The 22,357-nt window shown below is 44.2% G+C and carries 21 protein-coding genes and 1 pseudogene; 17 read left to right on the forward strand and 5 right to left on the reverse strand.

From position 1 onward, the window contains the following. Positions 1 to 7: 7 nt before the first annotated feature. The gene (locus ACI35L_RS00035) at positions 8 to 1,642 is read right to left on the reverse strand and encodes an MFS transporter (RefSeq protein WP_049672489.1); all 1,635 of its coding nucleotides are present in this window, start codon (positions 1,640 to 1,642) and stop codon (positions 8 to 10) included. 329 nt (positions 1,643 to 1,971) lie between these two features. Between ACI35L_RS00035 and ACI35L_RS00040 the strand changes: the two genes are divergently transcribed. The 4 genes from ACI35L_RS00040 (at position 1,972) to ACI35L_RS00055 (ending at position 6,628) form a co-directional block, all read left to right on the forward strand. Then, positions 1,972 to 2,787: a glycerophosphodiester phosphodiesterase gene (locus ACI35L_RS00040; protein ID WP_439801950.1), complete on the forward strand. Its 816-nt coding sequence runs from the start codon at positions 1,972 to 1,974 to the stop codon at positions 2,785 to 2,787. A gap of 79 nt (positions 2,788 to 2,866) precedes the next feature. Further along, positions 2,867 to 3,364, forward strand: coding sequence for a methylated-DNA--[protein]-cysteine S-methyltransferase (locus ACI35L_RS00045; protein ID WP_439801959.1), 498 nt, complete (start codon positions 2,867 to 2,869; stop codon positions 3,362 to 3,364). 89 nt (positions 3,365 to 3,453) lie between these two features. Further along, positions 3,454 to 5,181 carry an ABC transporter ATP-binding protein gene (locus tag ACI35L_RS00050; RefSeq protein WP_049672485.1) on the forward strand — a complete coding sequence of 576 codons (1,728 nt, stop codon included), beginning with the start codon at positions 3,454 to 3,456 and terminating at the stop codon, positions 5,179 to 5,181. Between the two features lie 205 nt (positions 5,182 to 5,386). After that, positions 5,387 to 6,628 carry an MFS transporter gene (locus ACI35L_RS00055; protein WP_439801951.1) on the forward strand — a complete coding sequence of 414 codons (1,242 nt, stop codon included), beginning with the start codon at positions 5,387 to 5,389 and terminating at the stop codon, positions 6,626 to 6,628. 129 nt (positions 6,629 to 6,757) lie between these two features. On the opposite strand, the gene ACI35L_RS00060 is transcribed toward ACI35L_RS00055, so the two are convergent. Further along, on the reverse strand, positions 6,758 to 7,909 hold the full coding sequence (locus ACI35L_RS00060; protein ID WP_049672483.1) for a YhgE/Pip domain-containing protein: 1,152 nt from the start codon (positions 7,907 to 7,909) through the stop codon (positions 6,758 to 6,760). Positions 7,910 to 8,036: 127 nt separating this feature from the next. Here ACI35L_RS00060 and ACI35L_RS00065 point away from each other — a divergent pair, with 127 nt between their 5' ends. From ACI35L_RS00065 to manA, 4 genes are all read left to right on the forward strand, one after another. Next, positions 8,037 to 8,630, forward strand: a complete 594-nt coding sequence (locus tag ACI35L_RS00065) for a TetR/AcrR family transcriptional regulator C-terminal domain-containing protein (protein WP_439801952.1) — start codon at positions 8,037 to 8,039, stop codon at positions 8,628 to 8,630. Positions 8,631 to 8,777: 147 nt separating this feature from the next. Continuing rightward, positions 8,778 to 9,371 (forward strand): superoxide dismutase family protein, encoded by a 594-nt coding sequence (locus ACI35L_RS00070; RefSeq protein WP_439801953.1) that lies wholly within the window; start codon positions 8,778 to 8,780, stop codon positions 9,369 to 9,371. A gap of 76 nt (positions 9,372 to 9,447) precedes the next feature. Next, positions 9,448 to 9,822, forward strand: a complete 375-nt coding sequence (locus ACI35L_RS00075) for an STAS/SEC14 domain-containing protein (protein ID WP_049672480.1) — start codon at positions 9,448 to 9,450, stop codon at positions 9,820 to 9,822. Between the two features lie 148 nt (positions 9,823 to 9,970). Further along, positions 9,971 to 10,918 (forward strand): mannose-6-phosphate isomerase, class I, encoded by a 948-nt coding sequence (gene manA / locus ACI35L_RS00080; protein ID WP_439801954.1) that lies wholly within the window; start codon positions 9,971 to 9,973, stop codon positions 10,916 to 10,918. 47 nt (positions 10,919 to 10,965) lie between these two features. On the opposite strand, the gene ACI35L_RS00085 is transcribed toward manA, so the two are convergent. Further along, entirely contained in the window at positions 10,966 to 11,649 is a 684-nt protein-coding gene (locus ACI35L_RS00085) for an N-acetylmannosamine-6-phosphate 2-epimerase (protein ID WP_197089998.1), read from the reverse strand. Between the two features lie 140 nt (positions 11,650 to 11,789). Between ACI35L_RS00085 and ACI35L_RS00090 the strand changes: the two genes are divergently transcribed. Beyond that, positions 11,790 to 12,311 (forward strand): GNAT family N-acetyltransferase, encoded by a 522-nt coding sequence (locus ACI35L_RS00090; RefSeq protein ID WP_439801955.1) that lies wholly within the window; start codon positions 11,790 to 11,792, stop codon positions 12,309 to 12,311. Positions 12,312 to 12,385: 74 nt separating this feature from the next. On the opposite strand, the pseudogene ACI35L_RS00095 reads toward ACI35L_RS00090, so the two are convergent. Next, a pseudogene (locus ACI35L_RS00095) lies at positions 12,386 to 13,244 on the reverse strand (manganese catalase family protein). A gap of 322 nt (positions 13,245 to 13,566) precedes the next feature. Here ACI35L_RS00095 and gshAB point away from each other — a divergent pair. Then, on the forward strand, positions 13,567 to 15,798 hold the full coding sequence (gene gshAB / locus ACI35L_RS00100; RefSeq protein WP_439801956.1) for a bifunctional glutamate--cysteine ligase GshA/glutathione synthetase GshB: 2,232 nt from the start codon (positions 13,567 to 13,569) through the stop codon (positions 15,796 to 15,798). 51 nt (positions 15,799 to 15,849) lie between these two features. Here the strand turns inward: gshAB and ACI35L_RS00105 are convergent, their stop codons facing one another. Continuing rightward, positions 15,850 to 16,179, reverse strand: coding sequence for a four-helix bundle copper-binding protein (locus ACI35L_RS00105; protein WP_049672475.1), 330 nt, complete (start codon positions 16,177 to 16,179; stop codon positions 15,850 to 15,852). 123 nt (positions 16,180 to 16,302) lie between these two features. On the opposite strand from ACI35L_RS00105, the gene ACI35L_RS00110 reads away from it, so the two are divergent. From ACI35L_RS00110 to ACI35L_RS00140, 7 genes are all read left to right on the forward strand, one after another. Further along, the gene (locus ACI35L_RS00110) at positions 16,303 to 17,067 is read left to right on the forward strand and encodes a MerR family transcriptional regulator (RefSeq protein WP_439801957.1); all 765 of its coding nucleotides are present in this window, start codon (positions 16,303 to 16,305) and stop codon (positions 17,065 to 17,067) included. Positions 17,068 to 17,278: 211 nt separating this feature from the next. Then, positions 17,279 to 17,827 (forward strand): helix-turn-helix domain-containing protein, encoded by a 549-nt coding sequence (locus ACI35L_RS00115; protein WP_049672474.1) that lies wholly within the window; start codon positions 17,279 to 17,281, stop codon positions 17,825 to 17,827. 28 nt (positions 17,828 to 17,855) lie between these two features. After that, positions 17,856 to 18,962, forward strand: coding sequence for an ABC transporter ATP-binding protein (locus ACI35L_RS00120; RefSeq protein ID WP_049672473.1), 1,107 nt, complete (start codon positions 17,856 to 17,858; stop codon positions 18,960 to 18,962). Next, positions 18,952 to 19,743 (forward strand): ABC transporter permease, encoded by a 792-nt coding sequence (locus ACI35L_RS00125; RefSeq protein WP_049672472.1) that lies wholly within the window; start codon positions 18,952 to 18,954, stop codon positions 19,741 to 19,743. Before ACI35L_RS00120 ends, ACI35L_RS00125 begins: the two co-directional genes overlap by 11 nt. 10 nt (positions 19,744 to 19,753) lie before the next feature. Beyond that, a complete protein-coding gene (locus ACI35L_RS00130; RefSeq protein WP_049672471.1) occupies positions 19,754 to 20,554 on the forward strand; it encodes an ABC transporter permease in 801 nt (266 codons plus the stop codon). Then, positions 20,551 to 21,624, forward strand: a complete 1,074-nt coding sequence (locus ACI35L_RS00135; RefSeq protein ID WP_049672470.1) for an ABC transporter substrate-binding protein — start codon at positions 20,551 to 20,553, stop codon at positions 21,622 to 21,624. Before ACI35L_RS00130 ends, ACI35L_RS00135 begins: the two co-directional genes overlap by 4 nt. A 120-nt stretch (positions 21,625 to 21,744) precedes the next feature. Next, positions 21,745 to 22,278, forward strand: a complete 534-nt coding sequence (locus tag ACI35L_RS00140) for an REP-associated tyrosine transposase (protein ID WP_439801958.1) — start codon at positions 21,745 to 21,747, stop codon at positions 22,276 to 22,278. The last annotated feature ends 79 nt before the right edge of the window (positions 22,279 to 22,357 follow it).

Below are 22,357 nucleotides of genomic sequence, written 5' to 3' on the forward strand. Positions count from 1 at the left end.
CTTTTTATTATTTGGCTTCAGATTGTTTTGTTACCGCCGTTTTCTTTCTGATTGGTGCCATGATGGCGGTTGCGATAATGATTAAGACGGCAATGACAACAGCGGTGTAGAAGAGGCCGCTGTACCCATTTTGTGCTGCCATCGTGGTTACCTCTTGCACGCTGGACAGGACGGCGTCCTTTAAGGCTGGGTCCTGAATTTGGCTGATGACCTGATTCATTTCAGCCTCTGTCATGCCGCTTGTACCGCCGGACATTTGAGAGGTGAGAGTGCCGAGCTCAGCAAGCCCCTCGGGTCCGAGATTAGCTGCCTTGATATTGTCCTGCAGGATTCCTGGGAATTCGGTTTTAAACAAGCTTGGAAGCTCATTGAACCCGCGGGCAATAAAGCCGGCATAAATGGTTGGCGCAATGGTCATCCCAATCTGGCGTGATAGGGATAAGGTAGAGATGGCTGTACCCTTATCCGAGTGCAGTCTTTCCGTTGCCAGAATATTGAGCGGCGCCCCAAGAATAATTCCCATCCCTAAACCAGCGATGCAGGAAGAGATGACAAATTGCCACTTAACGTCAATCCAGGCCGGGAATAAGAAGAAGCCAATCGCCGAGATGAGGCCGGATAGAACCACTGCGAGAATAGGTCCTCTCTTATCGACCAATCCGCCGCCAAATGCTGCTCCGACACCAGCTGCAAGTGCAAGCGGCGTCATCCAATAGCCGGCATTCTCTTGGGCAATGCCAAGTACCTGCTCTGAAAATGCTGGAATGAAAATCATTCCGGCCAGTAACGCTCCAGAAAAGGCGCCAATCAACAAGGTCAGCAAGTAGGTTGGCTGACGCAATAAACGAAACGGCAAGATTGGGTCTTTTCCCTGTTTCTCCGTCCGGCTTTCGTGTACGAGCAAGACTGCGAACAAGAAAAGGCCGCCAAGCAAGAATCCATATACATTCGGCTCAAGCAGGCTGTCAAAGAAATGAACACCCTCAATATTCGTTAAGCCATACATGATGCCAAGGATGGATAAGGAGAGCAGAACAGTCCCGAATAGGTCCAATCTTCCTGTAACCGGATCCTTTGTTTCTTCAAGCTTCATAAAGCCTAAAATGACAAGTGCGATGGCAATTGGCACGTTAATTAAGAATAAAACATGCCAATTGCCTGTTAAATCAAGAAGAAAGCTTCCGAGGTTTGGTCCGATGACGGAGGCAATCCCATTCATGCCGCCAAGCATTCCTAGTGCTTTCCCTTGCTTTTCAGCCGGCATAGTACTGAGAACATGCGAGCTCCCGATGATGAAAATTCCGCCGCCGCCCATCGCTTGGATGAAGCGGGCGATTAAATAGAATGTAAAGTTTGGGCTCAAGGCTACGAGCAAAGAACCAATTCCGAAGATGGCTATTTCAATAATGAATAGTTTCTTTCGTCCATAACGGTCAGAAAGTTTCCCAATAATCGGTACGCTGATAGCCAGGCCCAATGTATACAATGTGACTCCCCAGGCTCCCCAGTTTGCGCTTACGCCAAAGTTACCGTTGATTGTCGTTAAAGCAGCGCTGATAATCCCGTTATCCAGAGCAGCCATGAACACCCCGATGGAGAAAAGGGTGAGGGCCCATGTCTGAGAGGATTGTTTCTCTGTCATTGTATTGTCCTCCCTATACTAGTGTTATACATATTATACCAGCGTTCTACCTTCAGAAGGAAGTGTGCTGTTCATCAAAATACTTGAAAAAAGATATGTAGAAAGCAGGAATAATATGTGTGGATAAAAAGGTATTACATGCTCTAAAGCAATAGAGATAGACAAGGCAAAGGCCGGTTTTCCCATTTTGTTTGTATCATTTTCTAGGTGCAATATCCTGAATTTTGTCATCCATTTATCACCTAAAATTCACCTATTCGCCATTTATTATTCATGTTCCTCTTTTACACTAAATATGGTTGGAAAATCGAAATGGGGAGTGGTGAAGTATGAGGAAGATGGCAGGATTAGTGATTGGGTTGTCCGCTGCATTATTATGGGCGCCAGAGCAGGAAACATTGGCAAAGGAACCGGCAGGTCATCACAAAACAGAGGTGGTTGCCCACCGCGGAGCGTCTGGCTATGCTCCTGAGAATACAATTGCCGCCTTTGATCGTGCAGTGAAGATGAAATCTGATTATATTGAAGTGGATGTTCAACGAACAAAGGATGGGAAGCTCGTTATTATCCATGACACTACCGTCGACCGTACGACCGACGGGACAGGGAAAGTCGGGAGCCTGACGTTTGAAGAAATCCGCTCCCTTGATGCAGGCAGCTGGATGTCAGAAACCTTTAAGGGAGAGAAGGTGCCGACATTTGAAGAGGTGCTGAAAAGGTATAAAGGGAAGATTGGCATCTTAATCGAATTGAAATCTCCAGAACTATATCCCGGAATTGAAGAAGAGGTTGCCAATCTCCTGAAGGCCTATCATCTTGACAAACCGCGCAATGAAAAAGTCATCGTTCAATCCTTTAATTTTGATTCGATGAAAAAAGCGGATCAATTACTGCCGCGCATGCCAATCGGTGTTCTCATCAATCGAGCCTCAGATACAACGGATACGGCCATTGAACAGTTTGCTGACTATGCCGAATACTTCAACCCAAGCTATGGCCTTGTCACCGAAGAGCTCGTGACGAAAGTCCATGAAGCAGGCATGAAGGTTCAGTCCTGGACAGCGAGAAGCAGGGATACCGTTCAATTCCTGCTTGATATGAAGGTGGATGGCATTATTACGGATTATCCGGATTATGTAAAATAATTGTATTGAGAATTGGAAGGGTAGCCGTCTTGTGCTACCCTTTTAGTATGAAGGGAGCGTGCTAGAAGTGGTTGTTACAATGAAACTCGATTATCCATCGCCGCTTGGCATTATTGAGATTGGCGGTACAGAAGAGGCAGTCACGTCCGTTTTGTTTAAGGAGCGGGAAGAGATCATTTACACGCAGCGGGAGGAGACACCAGCTGTGATGGTCGAGTGTGCCCGTCAGCTTGATGAATACTTTCGCGGCGAACGGCTTGATTTTACGGTGCCTTACCTATTTGAAGGCACGGCTTTTCAGAAGAGAGTTTGGGAATCCCTTACGTCTGTTTCATACGGGGCGACTGCTTCTTATAAGGACATTGCTTCCTTAGCAGGCAACGAGAAGGCTGTGCGTGCTGTAGGCAGCGCCAATGGAAGGAACCCTGTCTGTGTATTGATTCCCTGTCACCGCATTATCGGGGCAAACGGTAAGATGGTCGGCTATGCATCCGGTGTTTGGCGAAAGGAATGGCTATTGAAGCATGAAAAGGACATTATCGCGAAACGCAGAATACAAACTCCTCAGCCTCTGTAAAAACAGGGGCTTTTTTATTTGGCTTAATGTATCATAGGAGAAATTGGTATAATGAATATCTACCATTTGGTGGAGAAAGGAACATCACCATGCTAAGAAAATTCTTTTCATACTATAAACCACATAAACGGCTGTTTATGATAGATTTTACCAGCGCTATCATTGTAGCTTTGCTGGAGCTTGCTTTCCCGGTGGCTGTTCAGCGATTTATTGATGAATTGCTCCCAACAGGGGATTGGGGAATGGTTGTGACGGTAGGAGTATTGCTTCTCTTCGTTTACCTGCTCAGCACATTCCTGCAGTTCATTGTGAATTATCTTGGCCATAAGCTTGGGACGAATATAGAGACGGATATGAGACAGGAGCTGTTTAACCATGTTCAGCGTCAGTCCTTCCGATTCTTTGATAATACGAAAACAGGACATGTCATGAGCCGGATTACGAATGATTTATTTGATATCGGCGAATTTGCCCACCATGGACCGGAGGATGCCTTTATTGCCATCATGACGTTCATTGGGGCCTTCCTGATTATGTTCAATATCAATCCGACCTTAGCCATCGTCGCCATTATCCTCGTGCCATTCTTAACGTGGCTCGTTGTCTTCAGTAATAAGAAGATGAATGCAGCATGGAAGGACATGTACGGGGAGATTGCGGATGTGAATGCTCGAGTGGAGGACAGTGTTTCTGGTGTACGTGTTGTGCAATCATTTACGAATCAATCCTACGAAATGAATCGTTTCAGGAAAAACAACGGGAAATTCCGCTTGGCGAAATTGCGTGCCTATAAGGTCATGGCATGGACGCATTCCTCCATCTACATGATGACGCGTCTTTTGACATTGCTTGTTCTGATTGTCGGGGCATGGCTGAGCTTTAATGGCAATCTTACCTATGGGGAATTGGTCAGCTTCGTCCTCTATACAAATGTCCTCGTGAAGCCAATTGATAAGATCAGCGCATTGCTTGAGCTGTATCCAAAAGGAATGGCCGGCTTCAAACGGTTCCTCGAGCTGATTGAACAAGAGCCTGATATTCAGGATAAGAAAAATGCCATCGTGGTCAATCATTTAAATGGGGATATACAATTTGATCATGTGGATTTCCGTTATGATGAATCTAAGTCAGTGTTAAGTGATATTTCCCTTTCGTTAAGAGCAGGAGAAACAACGGCTTTCGTAGGTCCTTCTGGGGCAGGGAAAACGACAATTTGCTCGTTAATACCTCGCTTTTATGATGTGGACGGAGGCGCAATCAAGATTGACGGTATTGATATTCGGGAGATGACACTTGAATCCTTGCGCAAGCAGATTGGGATTGTCCAGCAGGATGTGTTCCTCTTTACGGGTACGATTCGTGAGAATATTGCCTATGGAAAACTTGATGCGTCCTTTGAGGAAATCAAGGAGGCAGCGAGGAAGGCCCATCTTGAAAGCATGATTGAGGCATTGCCGGATGGCTATGAGACAGAAATCGGAGAACGCGGCTTAAAACTATCAGGCGGCCAGAAACAACGACTCGCGATTGCGAGGATGTTCCTGAAAAATCCGCCAATCTTAATCCTTGATGAAGCAACATCCGCTCTTGATACAGAGACAGAGAGGATTATCCAACAATCATTGGAGGAGCTTGCCGCAAATCGGACAACCTTGGTCATCGCCCACAGGCTTGCCACGATCCGCAATGCTGACCGACTAATTGTGGTTGGAGAAAAAGGAATTGAGGAAGACGGTACTTATGAGGAGCTCCTTGCCCATAATGGAGTATTTGCGAATCTACATCGGATTCAATTTGGAGAGAAAGCCATGGTGTAAACTATGGCTTTTTTCTATGAAAAAATATTGTTAAAATATTCTAAAATGATAAAATAATCATCATAGTAACAATCTCTCCTTAAATTGCACCTCAGTTCTCCTCATCATAGCCGCTTTATTTCAGCTATTAGATTTTATCAACTTGCCAATTAACATCTAGACGAACCTTACGGATAATAGATAACAAGTTAGGGGTGTTTGTATATTGGAAGAAACAGCTGTCAAGGAACCGGCAGAAGATTCCTTAAAAAAGAGCAGTATGAAAGACTTACTCCAAATTAGGAATTATCGCTATTTGCTTTTTGGGCAGGCAATCGCCATGCTGGGTGATGGGGTATATACCTTGGCCCTTGTTTGGTCGATGAAGGAATTGACAGGATCGTCTGTCCATATGGCGTATGTGCTTGCTGCCGGAGTGATTCCAACGATTATCCTTGGCATATTTGCAGGGGTCATTGTGGACCGTGGGAATCAAAAGAATATTATGCTTGCTGCTGACATATTCCGGTCGCTTGCCCTATTTGGGTTATTTACGTTATTCGTACTAGACCTGCTTGCACCATGGATGTTAATTGTCTCAGCGTTTATCGTCTCAAGTTTCAGTGCCTTTTTTACACCTGCAAGAGCGGTAGCGATTCGTTCAATCGTGCCTGATGAGCTCATGATTCGTGCTCAAAGCGCGTCCTCTACAGTACAGGTTGTCACCGGATTGGCAGCACCGGTTATCGCAGGTATATTGCTGGCCATAGGTCTCCGTTTTGCTTTCTTATTCAATGCGATTATGTTTCTTTTATCTTTTGTCTTTATCCGATTGATTAATCAGCCTGAACTATTGGCAAAGAAGCCAGGGAAGTTGAATAGAAGTGTCTTTATGACTGATTTGAAGGAAGGATTTCATACCATCATAAGGGCTCCGATATTACGTGCCATGATTATCTATCTCGTCTTGATTAACTTTATGTTTGCACCGGTCGAGCTTCTTTTGCCGGCTTATGTAAATAATCCGTCTCAACTTGCCATTATTGAAGTAGCCTTCTTTATCGGTATTCTAACAGGATCAATTGCCATCAATTTCTTTGCTGACCGACCGAAAATTTATCCCATTGTCATTGGGCTGCTCATGATACTATTGCCGTTTGCCGGCTTAGGGGTCATCACGAACTTTATCATCAGCTGCCTATTCATTGGGCTTGCCGGAGCAGGGAGTACACTCGTGAATATTACGCTAAGCACACTTTTCATGGTCAAGATTCCAAGAGAGGTTATTGGACGCTCGCAAAGTACGATGAGAGTACTGCTTGAGGGAGTGAATCCTGCTTCTCTCTTACTGGCAGGGATTCTTATGACATTTATCAGTGTACAGCAAATGTTCTTGGCGATTGCGGCATTCGGTATCATCATTGTCTTACTTATGGTGGCGAACCCTCTTGTTCGAAAAGCAGCATAGATGAATGTTGCTTTTTAGTGGACTTGAAAAGGTAATCCTAATTCCAATAAACGGGAAAAGCCAACCGCAAAAGGTTGGCTTTTCATGCTTTCATTAGGAAGGGGGCTTAAATTGTCACTGCCCACACGTTTATTTCGCTTTCGCTTTTGGCGAACGAACTGGTTTAAATATAGATAAAAGATACATAACAAGACCGGAAATCCCGATTCCTAAAATAATGTTAAAGGATTGTCCGGTATAGAATCCGCTGCCGAAGTAGAAAATCTCACGTAACCCTTCAGAAGCAAAACGGATTGGCACCCATGGACGAATGAAGTTGACAAAGAAATCTGGGAGCATCTCTTTTGGTGTCATTAAAACCCCCATCCCAAGCAACATGACAACCATGAATAATGTGATGGCTGGCTTTCCAATCCAGGAAGTGACTCCGGATACTAATAAGAAGAAACAGAATGCTGCAAACGATACGAATGATCCAACTAAGAAATAGCTTGGCATATTAATACCGGCGATTAAGCCAAGTGTTGCAACGGTGAACCCTGAGAACAGGGCGATGATTATACCGAATAAAGCTTGACCGCCCATTAGGCGTAAGGCTTGCTTCCGTGTTAATAATTCTTTCTTAAAGATGCCAGATGTAACAAGGAATAGTATGAAGCCGCCAATTAAGGCACCGACCCAGGCAGGTACGGCCATTAAGGTTGGCGCACTGCCGTTTGCTGTTGAAGCAGTAATGGCATTGAATATCTTTTCCTCTGAAACAATTGGGTCAACTAAAACGGCTGCTTTGTCTGCACCAATTTGCTGGTCGCCCATTTGTGCTACAAAGCTTGTGGAATATTGACTGCTCAATTGTGAAATCAAAGCATTTAAGGCCGTTTTCGCATAGTTGGCGCCTGTCGCGTTATACCCCTGGTTAATATACACTTGTAAAGTTGCTGCAGCATTGTTCTTCATCGCATTTTGCAATGAATCATTATACCCTTCTGGAATGACTAATGCCGCGTAATATTTTTTATCATCAAATAGTTCCTCGATATCTTCTTCCTTTTCATTTGTAAAAGCTAACATCGGTTCTTCGCTTTCTGTGCCTTTACTCATTTGTTCAACGGCTGTTTGAACAGCCTCTACATGTTCACCTTCATCATTGACAATGAGGGCAACCGGTAAATTTCGTACCTTTGGGTCTCCTTGTGCAAAGAGGTTCACGGAGAATAAGGCGATAATTAAAATGACCGCGAGGGGAGCTGCCCATGCTAATTTTTCTTTAAATAATCTCAAACAAAATCCATCCCTTTCAAATGTTCAACATGTTGTTTAGTAATTATTGCTTATTTTATAATCGAGAGAGAGAGGAAGCAATGAACAAAATGAACAATGTGTTCAATTTTGAGAAAAGGTGATTGTGATGGGCATATATGAGGAGAAAAATCGAAGAACGAAACAAACGATTCAACGTTCCTTTCTGCAACTATTAGAGAAGAAACCGTTTGAAGCCATTACTGTCGGAGATATTACAAAAAAGGCCCAAATAAACCGTGGAACATTCTATTTACATTATCTAGATAAGTATGATTTGCTCGATCGAATCGAGCAGCAATTGTTTAGAGATCTAGGAAATCATATTGATGAATTACAATTCCATTATTCATCTATGCAGACATATGAAAAGGGGCAAGAGCAATTAGCTGCTGCTTTATTCAGCTCGATTAAGATGCATGCGCCCTTATTGAAAATATTTCTGAGCAACCATGGAAGAGCAGGCTTTCATCTCCGATTTAGAGATGCCTTCACGGAAAAAGTGCGTGTTAATTTAGAGAAACATGAAAGCAGCCATGCAGGTTTAAATGTCCCGATGGAATACTATCTATCCTTTATTACCTCTGCCTTCTTAGGTTTAATTGAACAATGGGTGCGAAATGACCTAGACAAAACGCCTGAGGAAATAACTGCATTATATATTGATATTATTTCTTTTATTCAAAAGAGGGGAGAAGACTGAGCAGCGTATTGACGAAATAGATCATATTGAATGGTCTATTTTTTTTGCCTCCACCTAAGGACTATCGAATGATTTTCCTTAAAAGGGTGTTTACCAGCCTCTCTCTTGGTTAATTTAGGTAAATAGAAACGAAGAGGAGGAGAAAAGTTGAAGAAATATATCTTTTTAATGCTCATGACATTTGTACTCGTCCTTGCAGGATGCTCTGAAAGTGAAGAATTAGATACGACAAGCGATAAGATTGAGCAAAACGAGAATAATGCGGATAACCAGGATGGCGATAATAAGGTGACAAACCGCAAGACAGTTGAATTGAAGAACAGTGATGATGAGAAAGCTGGTTCAGCTGTTCTTGAACAAGAGGAAAATGGTGTAAAGGTCAGCTTGAAGGTAGAGGGAATGGAACCTGGCAAGCATGGTGTTCACTTCCATGAGACGGCTAAGTGTGAGGGTCCTGACTTTGAATCTGCCGGTGCTCACTTCAACCCTGATGATACCAAGCATGGGGTGGAAAATGACAATGGTCCGCATGCCGGGGATTTGCCGAATATTGAGGTAACAGAGGATGGCACTGGCGAATTTGAATTCACGACAGAGTATGTCTCTTTATTAGCGGATAAAGAAAACTCCTTATTGGATGAAGACGGAAGCGCACTTGTTGTTCATGATAAGGAGGATGATGGAAAGACAGACCCTTCAGGAGATTCAGGGGATCGAATAGCTTGCGGTGTCCTTGAATAAGTTTAGTAACGTAAGAACACTCGTATAACGGTGTGGTGTACGGCAGTTCAATCAGTATAGAAGGGGATGGGAAAAGATGCTTGAAATTCTGCCATCAAAGGATATGATGACGGTTGCGGTCCGATTCAGCGGAAAGGCAACGCAGGCTGATGCGGATCAATTGGAGAGGTATGTGGCGAAGCATTATGGGAATAATCAAAAGTTTAATATCCTGGCGATTATCCGTGACGTGGATGGAACTAATTTGATGGGAATGATCAGTGGATTGAAATTCGATGCGAAGCGGATGAACCAATTCCATAAGATTGCGGCTGTATCAGACCTTCAGTGGGTACAATCCATGGCCAATCTTGGCAATATGATGCCCAATCTGGAAGTGAAGGCATTTGCAGAGAAAGACCTTGAAAAAGCCTGGGGCTGGGTGATTACATCAGGGAATGGAGGTATGTGAGCGCGAGTGAGAACCTGTTTTCATGCAGGTTCTTTTTTATGTATCAATGGGTGGAAGCATATTCATTTTTTTGAGTTAGACAAAGAAATCGCCTTCCTATATAGTGAATATGTACATTATTATTACCCTCATGGGAGGCCGGACTTTTATGACACAACCATTATTTTTAACACCAGTATTTCAGGAACGTATTTGGGGAGGTACAGCGCTTCGCGACCAATTCGGATACGAGATTCCTTCTGATCATACAGGAGAATGCTGGGCTATTTCAGGCCATCAAAACGGGCCATCTGTTGTTGAAAATGGACCATACAAAGGAAAGACATTAATCGAGCTGTGGGATCACCACCGTGAGTTATTTGGCGGTCTAGAAGGAAAGGTATTCCCATTATTAACGAAAATTCTCGATGCAAATGCAGACCTCTCTGTACAAGTGCATCCGAATGATGAATATGCCAATATCCATGAAAATGGCGAGCTTGGCAAGACAGAATGCTGGTACATCATTGACTGTAAGGAAGGAGCAGAAATGATCTACGGGCATAATGCCGGCTCCAAGGAAGAATTTGCCCAGATGATTGAAAAAGGAGAATGGAATGAACTCCTGCGCCGTGTGGCCATTAAGCCGGGCGACTTCTTCTATGTCCCAAGCGGAACTGTTCATGCGTTATGTGAAGGCACACTTGTGCTGGAAACGCAGCAAAGCTCTGATACGACATACCGTGTATATGATTACGACCGCAAGGACCAAAATGGCCAAACGCGGGAGCTTCATATTGAAAAATCCCTTGATGTAAGCATGGTTCCGCACAAGGATGCCAATGTAGACATTAAGGAGGAGCAAAGACCTGGTGTGATGTTGACGACATTTGTGGAAACAGAGTATTTCTCCGTTTATAAATGGGATGTAGCTGGCGCGGCAGAACTTACACAGGCAAAACCATTTATGCTGGCAAGCGTGATTGCGGGTGAAGGTACACTGAAGACAGCTGAAGGCACATTCCCAATCAAGAAGGGGACACATTTCATCCTCCCATCTGGTACTGGACAATTTGAAATCAGTGGAGATGCAAGCTTAATTGTTTCTCATCCTTAATGAATCAGCAAGGCGGACCAGGTTTATTAACCAGGTCCGCCATTTTTTTAGTCAGCCTTCATGCCGTCAATGAAGCGCTTTGTAATGAGCTGGGGTCTTGTAATAGCACCGCCGACGACAACGGCATGGGCCCCATGCTCAAGACATTTACGAGCCATATCAGGCGTTAGAATATTCCCTTCAGCAATGACCGGGATGCTGATGGTGGAGACGAGCTCACGCAGCAGCTCATAATCTTTGTGGTCAATGCATTGTCCCTTCGTGTACGGCGTATAGCCTACAAGGGTCGTTGAAATGCAGTCGAAGCCCAGTCTTTCAGCCTCAATGGCTTCTCCCATTGTGGAGATATCAGCCATAAGCAGGAGCTCAGGGAAATGAATCCTAATCGACTGGACGTACTCAGAAAGCGTAATATTATGCGGTCTGTCACGATAGGTGGCGTCTAAGGCAACCATATCTGCACCGGCAGAGGCAAGCTCGCTCACTTCCCTAAGGGTCGGAGTGATATAAATCGGGGAATCCGGATATTCCTTCTTCACAATTCCGATAACCGGCAGGGAAACCTGTTTCTTGATTTCCATCACGTCTTCCCGTGTGTTGGCACGAATGCCGACTGCTCCGCCTTCTTGTGCAGCAAGTGCCATTCTTCCCATAATCATGGAACTGTGAAGCGGCTCATCGGGAAGCGCCTGGCAGGATACGACTAAACCATTTTTAATCTCATCTAGCATCATCTGTTATGTACCTCCTATGAAGTGAAACTTCAATCAGTGAGCTTAACCCGACTGATTGTAAGCTGAATCAATTGGGCATGGAATGGGCTGCCCAACTAATGCAGGATAAAATCATGATAAAGTGAGGAATGACTCATATGAAATCCATACCACTCTATATGTATACTCTACTAAAAACTATACCAGAGTCACCGGTCCCAGCGGGCGTACAATTTCGTCTTTTTCAAGAGGGGGATGAAGCAAATTGGGCAAGAATCAATGTGGCGACAGGTGAATTTCTTGATACTGACGTCGCCCTGAACCGGTTTGAACGAGAATTCACCCCTCATCTAGCTGAGGTAAAAAAGCGGATGCTCTTCCTTCTGAATGAAGAGGGAACACCCATTGGCACCGCGACAGCTTGGTTCGGTGAATGGAATAGGCGGACAATCGGGCGTATGCACTGGGTAGAAATCATCCCGGAATATCAAGGGAAGGGGCTGGGGAAGGCGCTTATCTCTAAAGCAATGGAACTGCTTGCCCTCTACCATGATGAAGCGTATTTAAAGACACAAACAACGAGCGGGGCCGCGATTCATCTTTATGGAAAGCTTGGCTTTGAGCCAGCTATCCTCTCAGAGGAAGAAAGAGAAGGGTGGAGCATGCTTGGAAGCTGTTAATCAATCGATTGATTAATGATTATTCAATAAAACAGAGAGCCATTCGACTGGGAACGGCTCTCTGTCTTGTCTTTTTAGGCATTCATATCCTGGATTCCCGGGGCATGCTCATTTGGCATATCAGGCATTTGCGGGACAGGGAAGCCTTTTGGCGGAGGTTCTACGGCCAATGTACCGCCATTACGGCTTGGTGTTTGTCCGCTGAAGACCTCGGCAATTCGTGTTGGGTCGAGACGGAAATTGAACTGGGCATTATGGAAGCCCATGTCTACATATTTTTTGCATTCAGGATATTTATTGATGTCATAGTTGGGGACAGGGAAGAGCTTGCCCCAATCAACACCTAAAGTCTCAAGCGCCTTGGCAAAAGCATTTTGGTGGGCGTTGTCCCGTACGATCAAGAAGCCAAGTGTTTCTCGGAATGTTTGGTTATTGCTCCATTTCGTAAATACGGGTTTTTTGTAATACACCAGTGGATTCTAATGTCACATTGTTAAGGAGGTTAGCAATGAGGTTGCCATGGTCATATACCCATGATCCGTTCCAAGGGTTGCCGCCAGCATCAACAGGAATGGATGCCTGGGCACCCATAATATAGTGATGAGGATTGGCATGCTTAATGGCTTCATCAAGCGGGGCTCCATCTGTTCCGCCGTCACCCGGCTGATCAGACAAACCAGAACCGTTCAAAAGCTGGTTAATCGTGTTTTGTACAAGCTCAACATGGGCAATTTCCTCTAAGAAAACACCGCGGATTAAATCTCGGTATTGGGTAGCCTTGCCTCTGAAATTGCTGCTCTGGAAGAAAAACTGCATCATCGTGCGCATCTCGCCAAACTGGCCGCCTAAAGTTTCCTGCAGGACTTTCGCAGCGGCAGGGTCAGGTTTATCAGGCTTAATAATATTGATTAATTCCTCTTTATAGTAATATATAGATTTCGCCTCTTTCATGTAGAAGTAGTAAAGATGTCCACCTTGTCATTAATGTTTTAAGTTGGTTTATTCATGTATTACTATGGTATAGACCGGCTGATATTATGTAGAAAAGCTGCTGTAAAATAGCCAAGTATCCTTTGTTGGTTTTATATAGTCCTTTGATGAGAAGACAAAGTATGTATACCCAAAAGGTAAAAAGAATTAAAATAAAGTTATCGAAGGTCACACTGAAGCGGAAGGTTCAAAGGAATTTGGAGAAGCTAAAGAAATCCTGACGCATCATCTATAAATTCAGATGGTTTTTAGAGGGGAGACATCAATGATACAGACAGATCAGAGGCTTCTAGCAGCCATACAGCAACATGGATTAGCGTCCCTCCTATTAAAGGGCAAGTTTGGACTAGAGAAAGAGAATGTACGAGTCGACAAGAACGGGAGACTCGCTTTAAGTGAACATCCTTCAAGCTTTGGGCGAAGGGAGACACATCCCTATATCAAAACAGACTTTTCGGAAAGTCAGATCGAGATGGTAACGCCCGCATGCTCTTCCATTGAAGAGGCATATGATTTTCTCAGTAATCTGCAGGACATCATCAGCATTGAACTGGAGAAGAGAGGCGAGTATTTATGGACGAGCAGTAATCCGCCAATTGTCCCCAAGGAGGATAAGCTCATCCCGATTGCCCATATGCAGGACCCGGAGGAAGAGGAATATCGGGTAAGGCTAGGCGAGAAATATGGACGGAAAAAGCAACTGATGAGCGGAATTCATTATAATTTTTCTTTTTCAGAGGACTTGATTCACTCTTTACACAAGGAAATCGGAAAGGGCTGTGACTATCGAGAATTTAAAGATCAGCTGTATTTAAAGGTAGTTCGTCATTTACACCGTTATCTCGGACTAATCATTCAGATTATGGGAGCAAGTCCAGTTTTCCATGACTCCTACGGAGATTTTTGCCGAGAGAGGGCAATCCGGCTTGGAGAAGACTGTTATGTGAAGCATGATGTTCCTTCAGTCCGGAATAGCAAGTGCGGCTACCGAAACTTACGCGATTTCACCATTTCCTATCAATCCATCGACCGTTATATTCGAGGACTGCAGCAATTAATAGAAGAAAAAGAACTAATGAATGAGAAGGAGTTTTACAGCCCTGTCCGTCTAAAGGCTGGGAAGAAGGGCGACACCCTTCATCAGCTGGTGGAAACGGGCATTGAGTATATCGAGATTCGTTTATTTGATCTTAATCCTTTCTATAAGAATGGAATCAGCAAAGAGATGCTTTATTTCATCCATGCCTTTGTCTTATATATGTTCTTCCTTGAGGAGAAAGAGCAGGAAGTTAAAGAGGAGCAAATCCTTTTCGGTATGCAAGAGCTCTATCAGGAAATGGAGCTGGAGTGGGCGAAGAAAGCGGCAGATTGGGGAGCGGAAAGATATCAAAATCCATCTGAAAGCTATGCGGAGCAAATTATTCGAGCTGTTAAGGAAGATTCCTACATAATGTTTCATATGAAACAATCTTTTGCCTTTTTACAGGAGAGCAAGGCGACCTCCTATCGCCTTGCAGGATTTGAGGATATGGAGCTTTCAACTCAAATCCTGATGAAGGACGCTATCGCAAAGGGATTGGAGATAGAGGTCTTGGACCGCAGCGAGAATTTCATTCGCCTTTCAGACAGCCGTCATACTGAATTTGTGAAGCAAGCAACAAAGACATCCTTGGACAGCTATAGCACCGTGCTTATTATGGAGAATAAGCTGGTGACAAAGGAGGTCTTGAAGCGGGCTGGAATCAGGGTGCCTAAGGGGGATTCCTATGATGCAATTGAGGAAGCGGTAAAAGAGTACCCTAAGTACGGTGGTTCACCAATCGTCATCAAGCCGAAGAACACGAATTTCGGTATAGGGATTACCATCTTTACGGAAGGGTACCATTTGGAGGATTATCGCCGAGCCTGTGAAATAGCATTTGAACATGATCGTACCATCTTAATAGAGGAATTTATTCAAGGCGAAGAATACCGTTTTTTAATATTGGGCGATGAGGTTGCAGGCGTTTTACGCCGTGTACCAGCAAATGTTATGGGGGATGGCCGCTCAACCATTGCTGAATTGATTCAACGAAAGAATGAGGATCCATTACGCGGAAAAGGCTATCGGACTCCACTTGAGAAGATTCAAATGGGGGAGGCAGAGGAGATGCTTCTTCATCAGCAGGGCAGAAGCTTCTCAACTGTTCCAGCAAATGGTGAAGTCGTCTACTTACGTGAGAATTCCAATATCAGTACTGGCGGTGACAGCATCGATAAAACGGATGAAATCCCGGAGCTCTATAACCGAATGGCGCTGCAGGCTGCACAAGCAGCAGGCGCCGTCATTTGCGGTGTGGATATGATGATAAAGAGCTTGGACGGGAAAGGATCGGAGAAAGATGCGGCTATTATTGAATTGAATTTCAACCCGGCCATCCATATTCATTGCTATCCCTTTAAGGGGGAGAACCGCCGGATTGGGAAGAAAATTCTAGACCTTCTATTCTCATCTTAAAAAAGAACCCTCTGGAAATGAATGTCTTCGTTTCCAGAGGGTTCACTTACATTAAGCAGCCATTCTGCGGCATAAATCTGCACAGCTTAGGCAGGCTTCTGCACATACCTGGCAATGGTCCATATCATGCTTTTTGCATTCCTGTCCGCAGGCCTCGCAAATAGCTGCGCATAGTTTGCAGATATCCTTTGCAAAAGGGCTGTTGGATTGCATAGACTTTGCGGCAAAGGCGCAAATATCTGCACATTCACGATCCAGTCTGATGCACTCGCTCATCATCTTCACATCATCTTCTCTCAAGCATGCGTCAAAGCACATATTGCATGCATCCATGCAGGCAAGGCAGGCATCAATGCAATCTTGGTACATATTCTCCTTCATGCTTTATCCTCCTCTGTAGCTTTTATCCATTTGTTCTATTCCCTGATGAAATTTCATTAAACAAAACCATTGACCTTCACGTAGCGTCAGGCTGTACGATGAAGGAAAGGGAGGTGGTTGAAGGTGTATAGAATTAAGGAATTAGCTGATATGTCCGGCATCAGCATTCGCACCCTCCATTACTATGATGAAATTAATCTTCTAAAACCGAGCCAGCTGGAAGACAACGGATACCGTCTGTACAATGAACAGGATGCCGCCCGCCTTCAGCAAATTCTATTCCTAAAGGAACTGGACTTTCCGCTCAGCAAGATAAAAAGGATTCTTGATGATCCTCAATTCAATGAAGAGGAGGCCTTGCGGATGCACAGGAAAATCCTCATTGAAAAACGAGACCGCTTGATGCGTATTATTCAATCGGTAGATGAAACAATTGAAGCGATTAAAGGAGGAAAAGAGATGGATTCAAATAAACGGTTAAAGCCATTTGACCGAAGCAAGCTCGACCAATTCCAGAAGCAATATGAGCAAGAGGTTAAAGAAAAGTATGGTCAAACAGAGGCCTATGAACAATCAGAGAAAAAGCGAAAATCGTATAAGGACGATGATTTTGCACGAATCGAGCAAGAACGAACTGCCATCTTTGAGAGAATTGCGGCCGTCATGGACCGGAAGCCAGAGGAGGATGCCGTGCAGGAGCTTATCCATGAGTGGCGCATGCATATTACACGGTACCATTATGATTGCACAATAGAGATTTTCCGTGGACTCGGGGATATGTACACAGCCGATGAACGCTTTAAGGAAAACCTCGACAAAATTAAGAACGGACTCGCAGACTATATGAGCGAAGCCATTCGTATATACGGAAGCCGTCATAATGAATGAGAAGGAGAGCGCTGAAAGGCGCTTTTTTTATTGGGGTAAATTTTTTGCTATTTTTGCAGAAAATAAAAACATATTATTTTCAAGAATAAAATGTTGAAGTTTACCAATAATCCTGTATAATAATCAAGGTCAAAAGTAAACTAAAAGTTTGATGACAATAAACTTTCTCTATCACAGGTTTACTAATAATAAACCGATTTGAGGTTATAGAATGTTACAAGCGATTGGAAGCAAAATAAAAAACTTACGATTAAAAAAGGGGCTCACACAGGAAGAACTAGGTGAGAGGACGGACTTAAGCAAAGGCTATATATCACAGCTGGAGCGAGGACTCAGCTCCCCGTCAATTGAGACCTTCTTTGATATTTTGGAGGTTCTTGGGTGCACGCCAAAGCAATTCTTTGATGAAGAGGAAAGAATCCAGAAGGTCGTCTACGGAGAAGGAGACACGACAGATTTCGTTGATGAAGAGCGCGGTTATCAAATTCAATGGCTTGTCCCTGAATCCAACGAGAAGGAAATGGAGCCCATTCTTTTGACTCTGCAGGAAAAGGGCGAGTTCAAGAAGTTCGAGCCATCCCTGTCTGAAACATTTGCGTATGTATTAAAAGGAAGAATCATGATAACTCTGGGCAAGAAAGAATACTATGCCAAGGCTGGGGAAGCAATCTATTTCAGCGCGACAGAAGATCATCAAATCGTGAATGATCATGCTGGAGAGAGCGAATTATTGCTTGTAGCGACGGAGTCTTATCTGTAATTAATCGTCCATAGAAGGAGTAATGACCATGACTAATCAACCCATTATTCGTTTTGAGAACGTCACCAAGCAATATGATGACGATCCAGCCGTATTGAAGAATGTTAGCTTCGAGATTGAACGCGGGAAATTCTACACGCTTCTCGGTCCGTCCGGCTGTGGTAAAACGACTATCCTCCGTCTGATTGCTGGCTTCATGCAGCCATCAGAAGGAAATATTTATTTCGATGGAAAACGGATTAACGATGTTCCTGCCAATGAACGCCAAGTGAACACGGTCTTCCAGGACTATGCGTTATTCCCTCATTTGAACGTATTTGAAAACGTCGCCTTCGGTCTGCGTATCAAAAAGATGAAGGGTGCGGAGGTAGCAAAAAAGGTAACCGAGGCTCTGCGTTTCGTGAACTTAGCCGGTTATGAAAACCGTGAAATCAAAGAAATGTCCGGCGGTCAGCGCCAGCGTGTTGCTATCGCGCGTGCGATTGTGAATGAGCCGGAAATTATCCTTCTTGATGAACCGCTATCCGCCCTTGACTTGAAGCTTCGCACAGAGATGCAATATGAGCTCCGCGAGCTGCAGCGCCGCCTTGGTATTACCTTTATCTTCGTCACACATGACCAAGAAGAGGCACTTGCCATGAGTGATGAGATCTTTGTTCTGAACAAAGGGCGCATCGAACAAAGCGGAACACCAACAGATATTTATGACGAGCCGGTCAACCGCTTCGTTGCTGATTTCATCGGGGAATCTAATATCGTACCAGGTAAGATGATTGCGGACTTCAAGGTCAAATTTGGCGAAAAGGAATTTGACTGTGTCGACCAAGGCTTTAGACCAAACGAAACAGTGGAAGTTGTTATTCGTCCAGAGGACCTTGAGATTACATCCCGTGAGAAAGGGAAACTGCAAGTGCGCGTTGATTCTCAGTTGTTCCGCGGTGTCCACTACGAGATTTGCTGTTTTGATGAGGCAGGCAATGAATGGCTCGTTCACTCCACGAGAAAAGCGATTGTGGGAGATGAGATTGGCTTGAATTTCGATGAGGAAGCGATCCATGTCATGCTGCCGGGGGAAACGGAAGAAGAATTCGATAAACGTCTAGAAGCGTATGATGAGGCCGGCCATGAAGAATAGAGCCAAAACCTTATATCTCATCCCATACACACTTTGGATTGCGCTATTTGTCGTCTTCCCAATCCTTTTGGTTGTTTATTATTCCTTCATCGGCATTGATGGCGGATTCACGCTTCAGAACTATGCGAAGTTCTTTACGCCGGTATACTTAAGAATGACACTTAGCTCATTCTGGTACGCCTTTATTGTAACGGCACTCGCTTTATTGATTGCCTATCCAACGGCATTATTACTGACAAAAACAAAGCATAAGCAATTATGGCTTCTATTAATTATTTTACCGACTTGGATCAATTTGCTTTTAAAAGCATATGCCTTTATTGGCATATTCGGCACTTACGGTGCTGCCAACGCCTTCTTGGAGGTGCTCGGCATTGGAACGCAACAAATCCTGTTCACGGATTTCAGCTTTATCTTTGTTGCCACTTATATCTTTATCCCGTTCATGCTTCTGCCAATCTATAATGCGCTTGAAGAAATGAACCAATCCTATGTTGATGCGGCAAGAGACCTTGGAGCATCCAAATGGGTGACCTTCCGACGCGTCATCCTTCCGCTAACGATTGACGGGGTTAAATCAGGGGCACAAGCCGTCTTCATTCCTGCCTTGTCACTCTTCATGATCACACGCCTGATTGCGGGTAACCGTGTCATCACACTTGGTACCGCGATTGAACAGCATTTCCTCGTCACCCAGGACTGGGGAATGGGTGCAACGATTGCCGTGTTCTTGATTATTGCCATGGTGTTAATTATGATCCTGACAGGCAGAAGAAAGTGAGGGATGGGAAATGAAGAAATTTAAACTATCAAATCTATACTTAATTCTTGTGTTTGCCATCCTGTATGCGCCAATCTTCTATTTAATGTTTTACTCCTTCAATGCGGGTGGAACGATGCATAATTTTGATGGATTCACACTTGACTGGTATAAGGAAGTTTTCGCTGATACACGGCTTTTAATTATTGTTTTAAATACTCTGGTTATCGCTCTATTATCTGCCTTGATCTCCACCGTTCTAGGTGTGTTTGGCGCTTTGGCCATCCATGAAGTGAGGAAAAGAAGAACAAAAAATACGCTGTTATCATTAAACAACGTACTTATAGTCAGCCCTGATGTTATCATCGGTGCCTCTTTCCTTATTATGTTCACGATTATCGGTATCAAGCTTGGCTTCGTATCCGTGCTTCTGTCACATATTGCTTTCAGTGTGCCAATCGTCGTCATCATGGTGCTGCCAAAGCTGCAGGAAATGAGCCCGACCTTAATCGATGCTGCACGCGACCTTGGGGCAAGCCAATGGAATGTACTCACGAAGGTCATTCTGCCATTCATCACACCGGGAATCTTTGCCGGGTTCTTCATGGCATTGACCTACTCGCTCGATGATTTCGCCGTTACCTTCTTCGTAACAGGAAACGGCTTCAGTACCTTATCAGTCGAGATTTACTCTATGGCACGCCAAGGAATCTCGTTGACCATCAATGCCTTGAGTACATTGCTATTCCTGTTCACAATCCTATTGGTCATCGGGTATTACTTCATTACCAAACGCAGCGGTAGGCCACAAAAAATGGGGGTTAGAGAATGAGTAAATTAACCCGCTCACTTATCATCATCCTGGTCGTATCCTTCGGTCTTCTTTATTTAATCAATCGATTGAATAGTGCAGAAGGATACTCAGGTGACAATACATTGACCGTCTACAACTGGGGAGACTATATCGACCCGGATTTAATTGATAAATTTGAAGAAGAAACAGGTATCAAGGTCATCTATCAAACCTTTGATTCTAATGAAGCGATGATGACAAAAATCGAACAAGGCGGAACAAGCTATGATATCGCTGTTCCATCTGAATACGCCATCAGTAAGATGAAGGAAGAAGGCCTGCTCCATGAGCTTGACCATGACAAGCTGACAAACCTTCCATACATTGACGATCGATTTTTGAATCTATCCTTTGATGAAGATAATAAATACTCGATTCCTTACTTCTGGGGAACAGTCGGAATCGCCTATAATACAAAAATGCTCCCTGACATGAAATTCACCAGCTGGAACGACCTTTGGAGCGAAGAACTCGAAAATCAAATCCTCCTCGTAGACGGCGCCCGCGAAGTTATGGGAATGGGCTTAAACAGCCTGCATTACTCGCTCAACGACACAAATAAAGACCATCTCGTAGAAGCGAAAAACAAACTCGACACCCTGACACCAAATATCAAAGCCATCGTCGGGGATGAAATCAAAATGCTGCTTGCCCAAGAAGAAGCAGCCGTTGGTCTCGTCTGGTCAGGCGACGCCGCCGACATCATGTGGGAAAACGAAAACATCGACTACGTCGTCCCAGAAGAAGGATCTAACCTCTGGTTCGACAACATGGTCATCCCAAAAACAGCCACAAACATAGACGGAGCACACCAATTCATCAACTTCATGCTTGACCCTGAAAACGCCGCCCAAAACGCAGACTACGTCGGCTACTCAACGCCGAACACCGCTGCTTTGGACATCCTTGGCGAAGAAGTCTCAAGCGATGAACGCTTCTACCCATCCGAGGAACTAACCTCAAGACTCGAGGTCTACAACAACCTCGGAAAGAAAATGCTCGCCTACTATAACGAGCTATTCCTGGAATTTAAGATGCATAAGAAATAGGATGGATGAAAACCGGAGCCTTTGGGCTCCGGTTTTTATGTGTTTTTTGGAGGAAATGGGGATAGGGTGGGCGAATGAAAATAGGGTGGAGGGAATACTTTTGGAAAGGAGGAAAAAACATTGCCAATACCACGTTCATGGATTGATGATGCCATTTATCACATTACGAACCGAGGAGCTAGAAAGGAACCGATATTTTTAAACAATATAGATAAATATCGATTTCTTCTTATTCTCACAGAAGCCCATCATAAATATCAATTTAAACTTCACGCTTATTGTCTTATGAACAACCACTTTCATCTCCTCATTCAGTCCACCACACATTCTCCGAGTAAAATCATGCAAACCATCTTGCAGCGCTACTCCAGTTATTTCAATCGCACATATCAAACTCAAGGTCATGTCTTTCAAGATCGCTTTCATGCTATCCATGTAGATCAAGAGAATTATTTTCTCAATGTAAGCAAATATATTCATCTAAACCCAGTAGTAGCTGGGATGGTTGCAAAACCGGAAGACTACCAATGGAGCAGCTACAACTCTTTCATCAAGAACACGCAAAGAAATCACCCCTTCATTGAAACAACCAAGACCTATTCTTGCTACCAACATAATCCGCGTGAGATGTATCGGAAATTCGTAGAAAAATAGTTAAATAGTAAGGTTGAAGGCAAGGGAAACCCTTGCCTTTGAATTTGGTAGGAGGTGTGGGTGAAGGATGGGAGAGAGG

The sequence above is a fragment of the Pradoshia sp. genome (genome assembly GCF_051873915.1).
Taxonomy (GTDB): domain Bacteria; phylum Bacillota; class Bacilli; order Bacillales; family Pradoshiaceae; genus Pradoshia.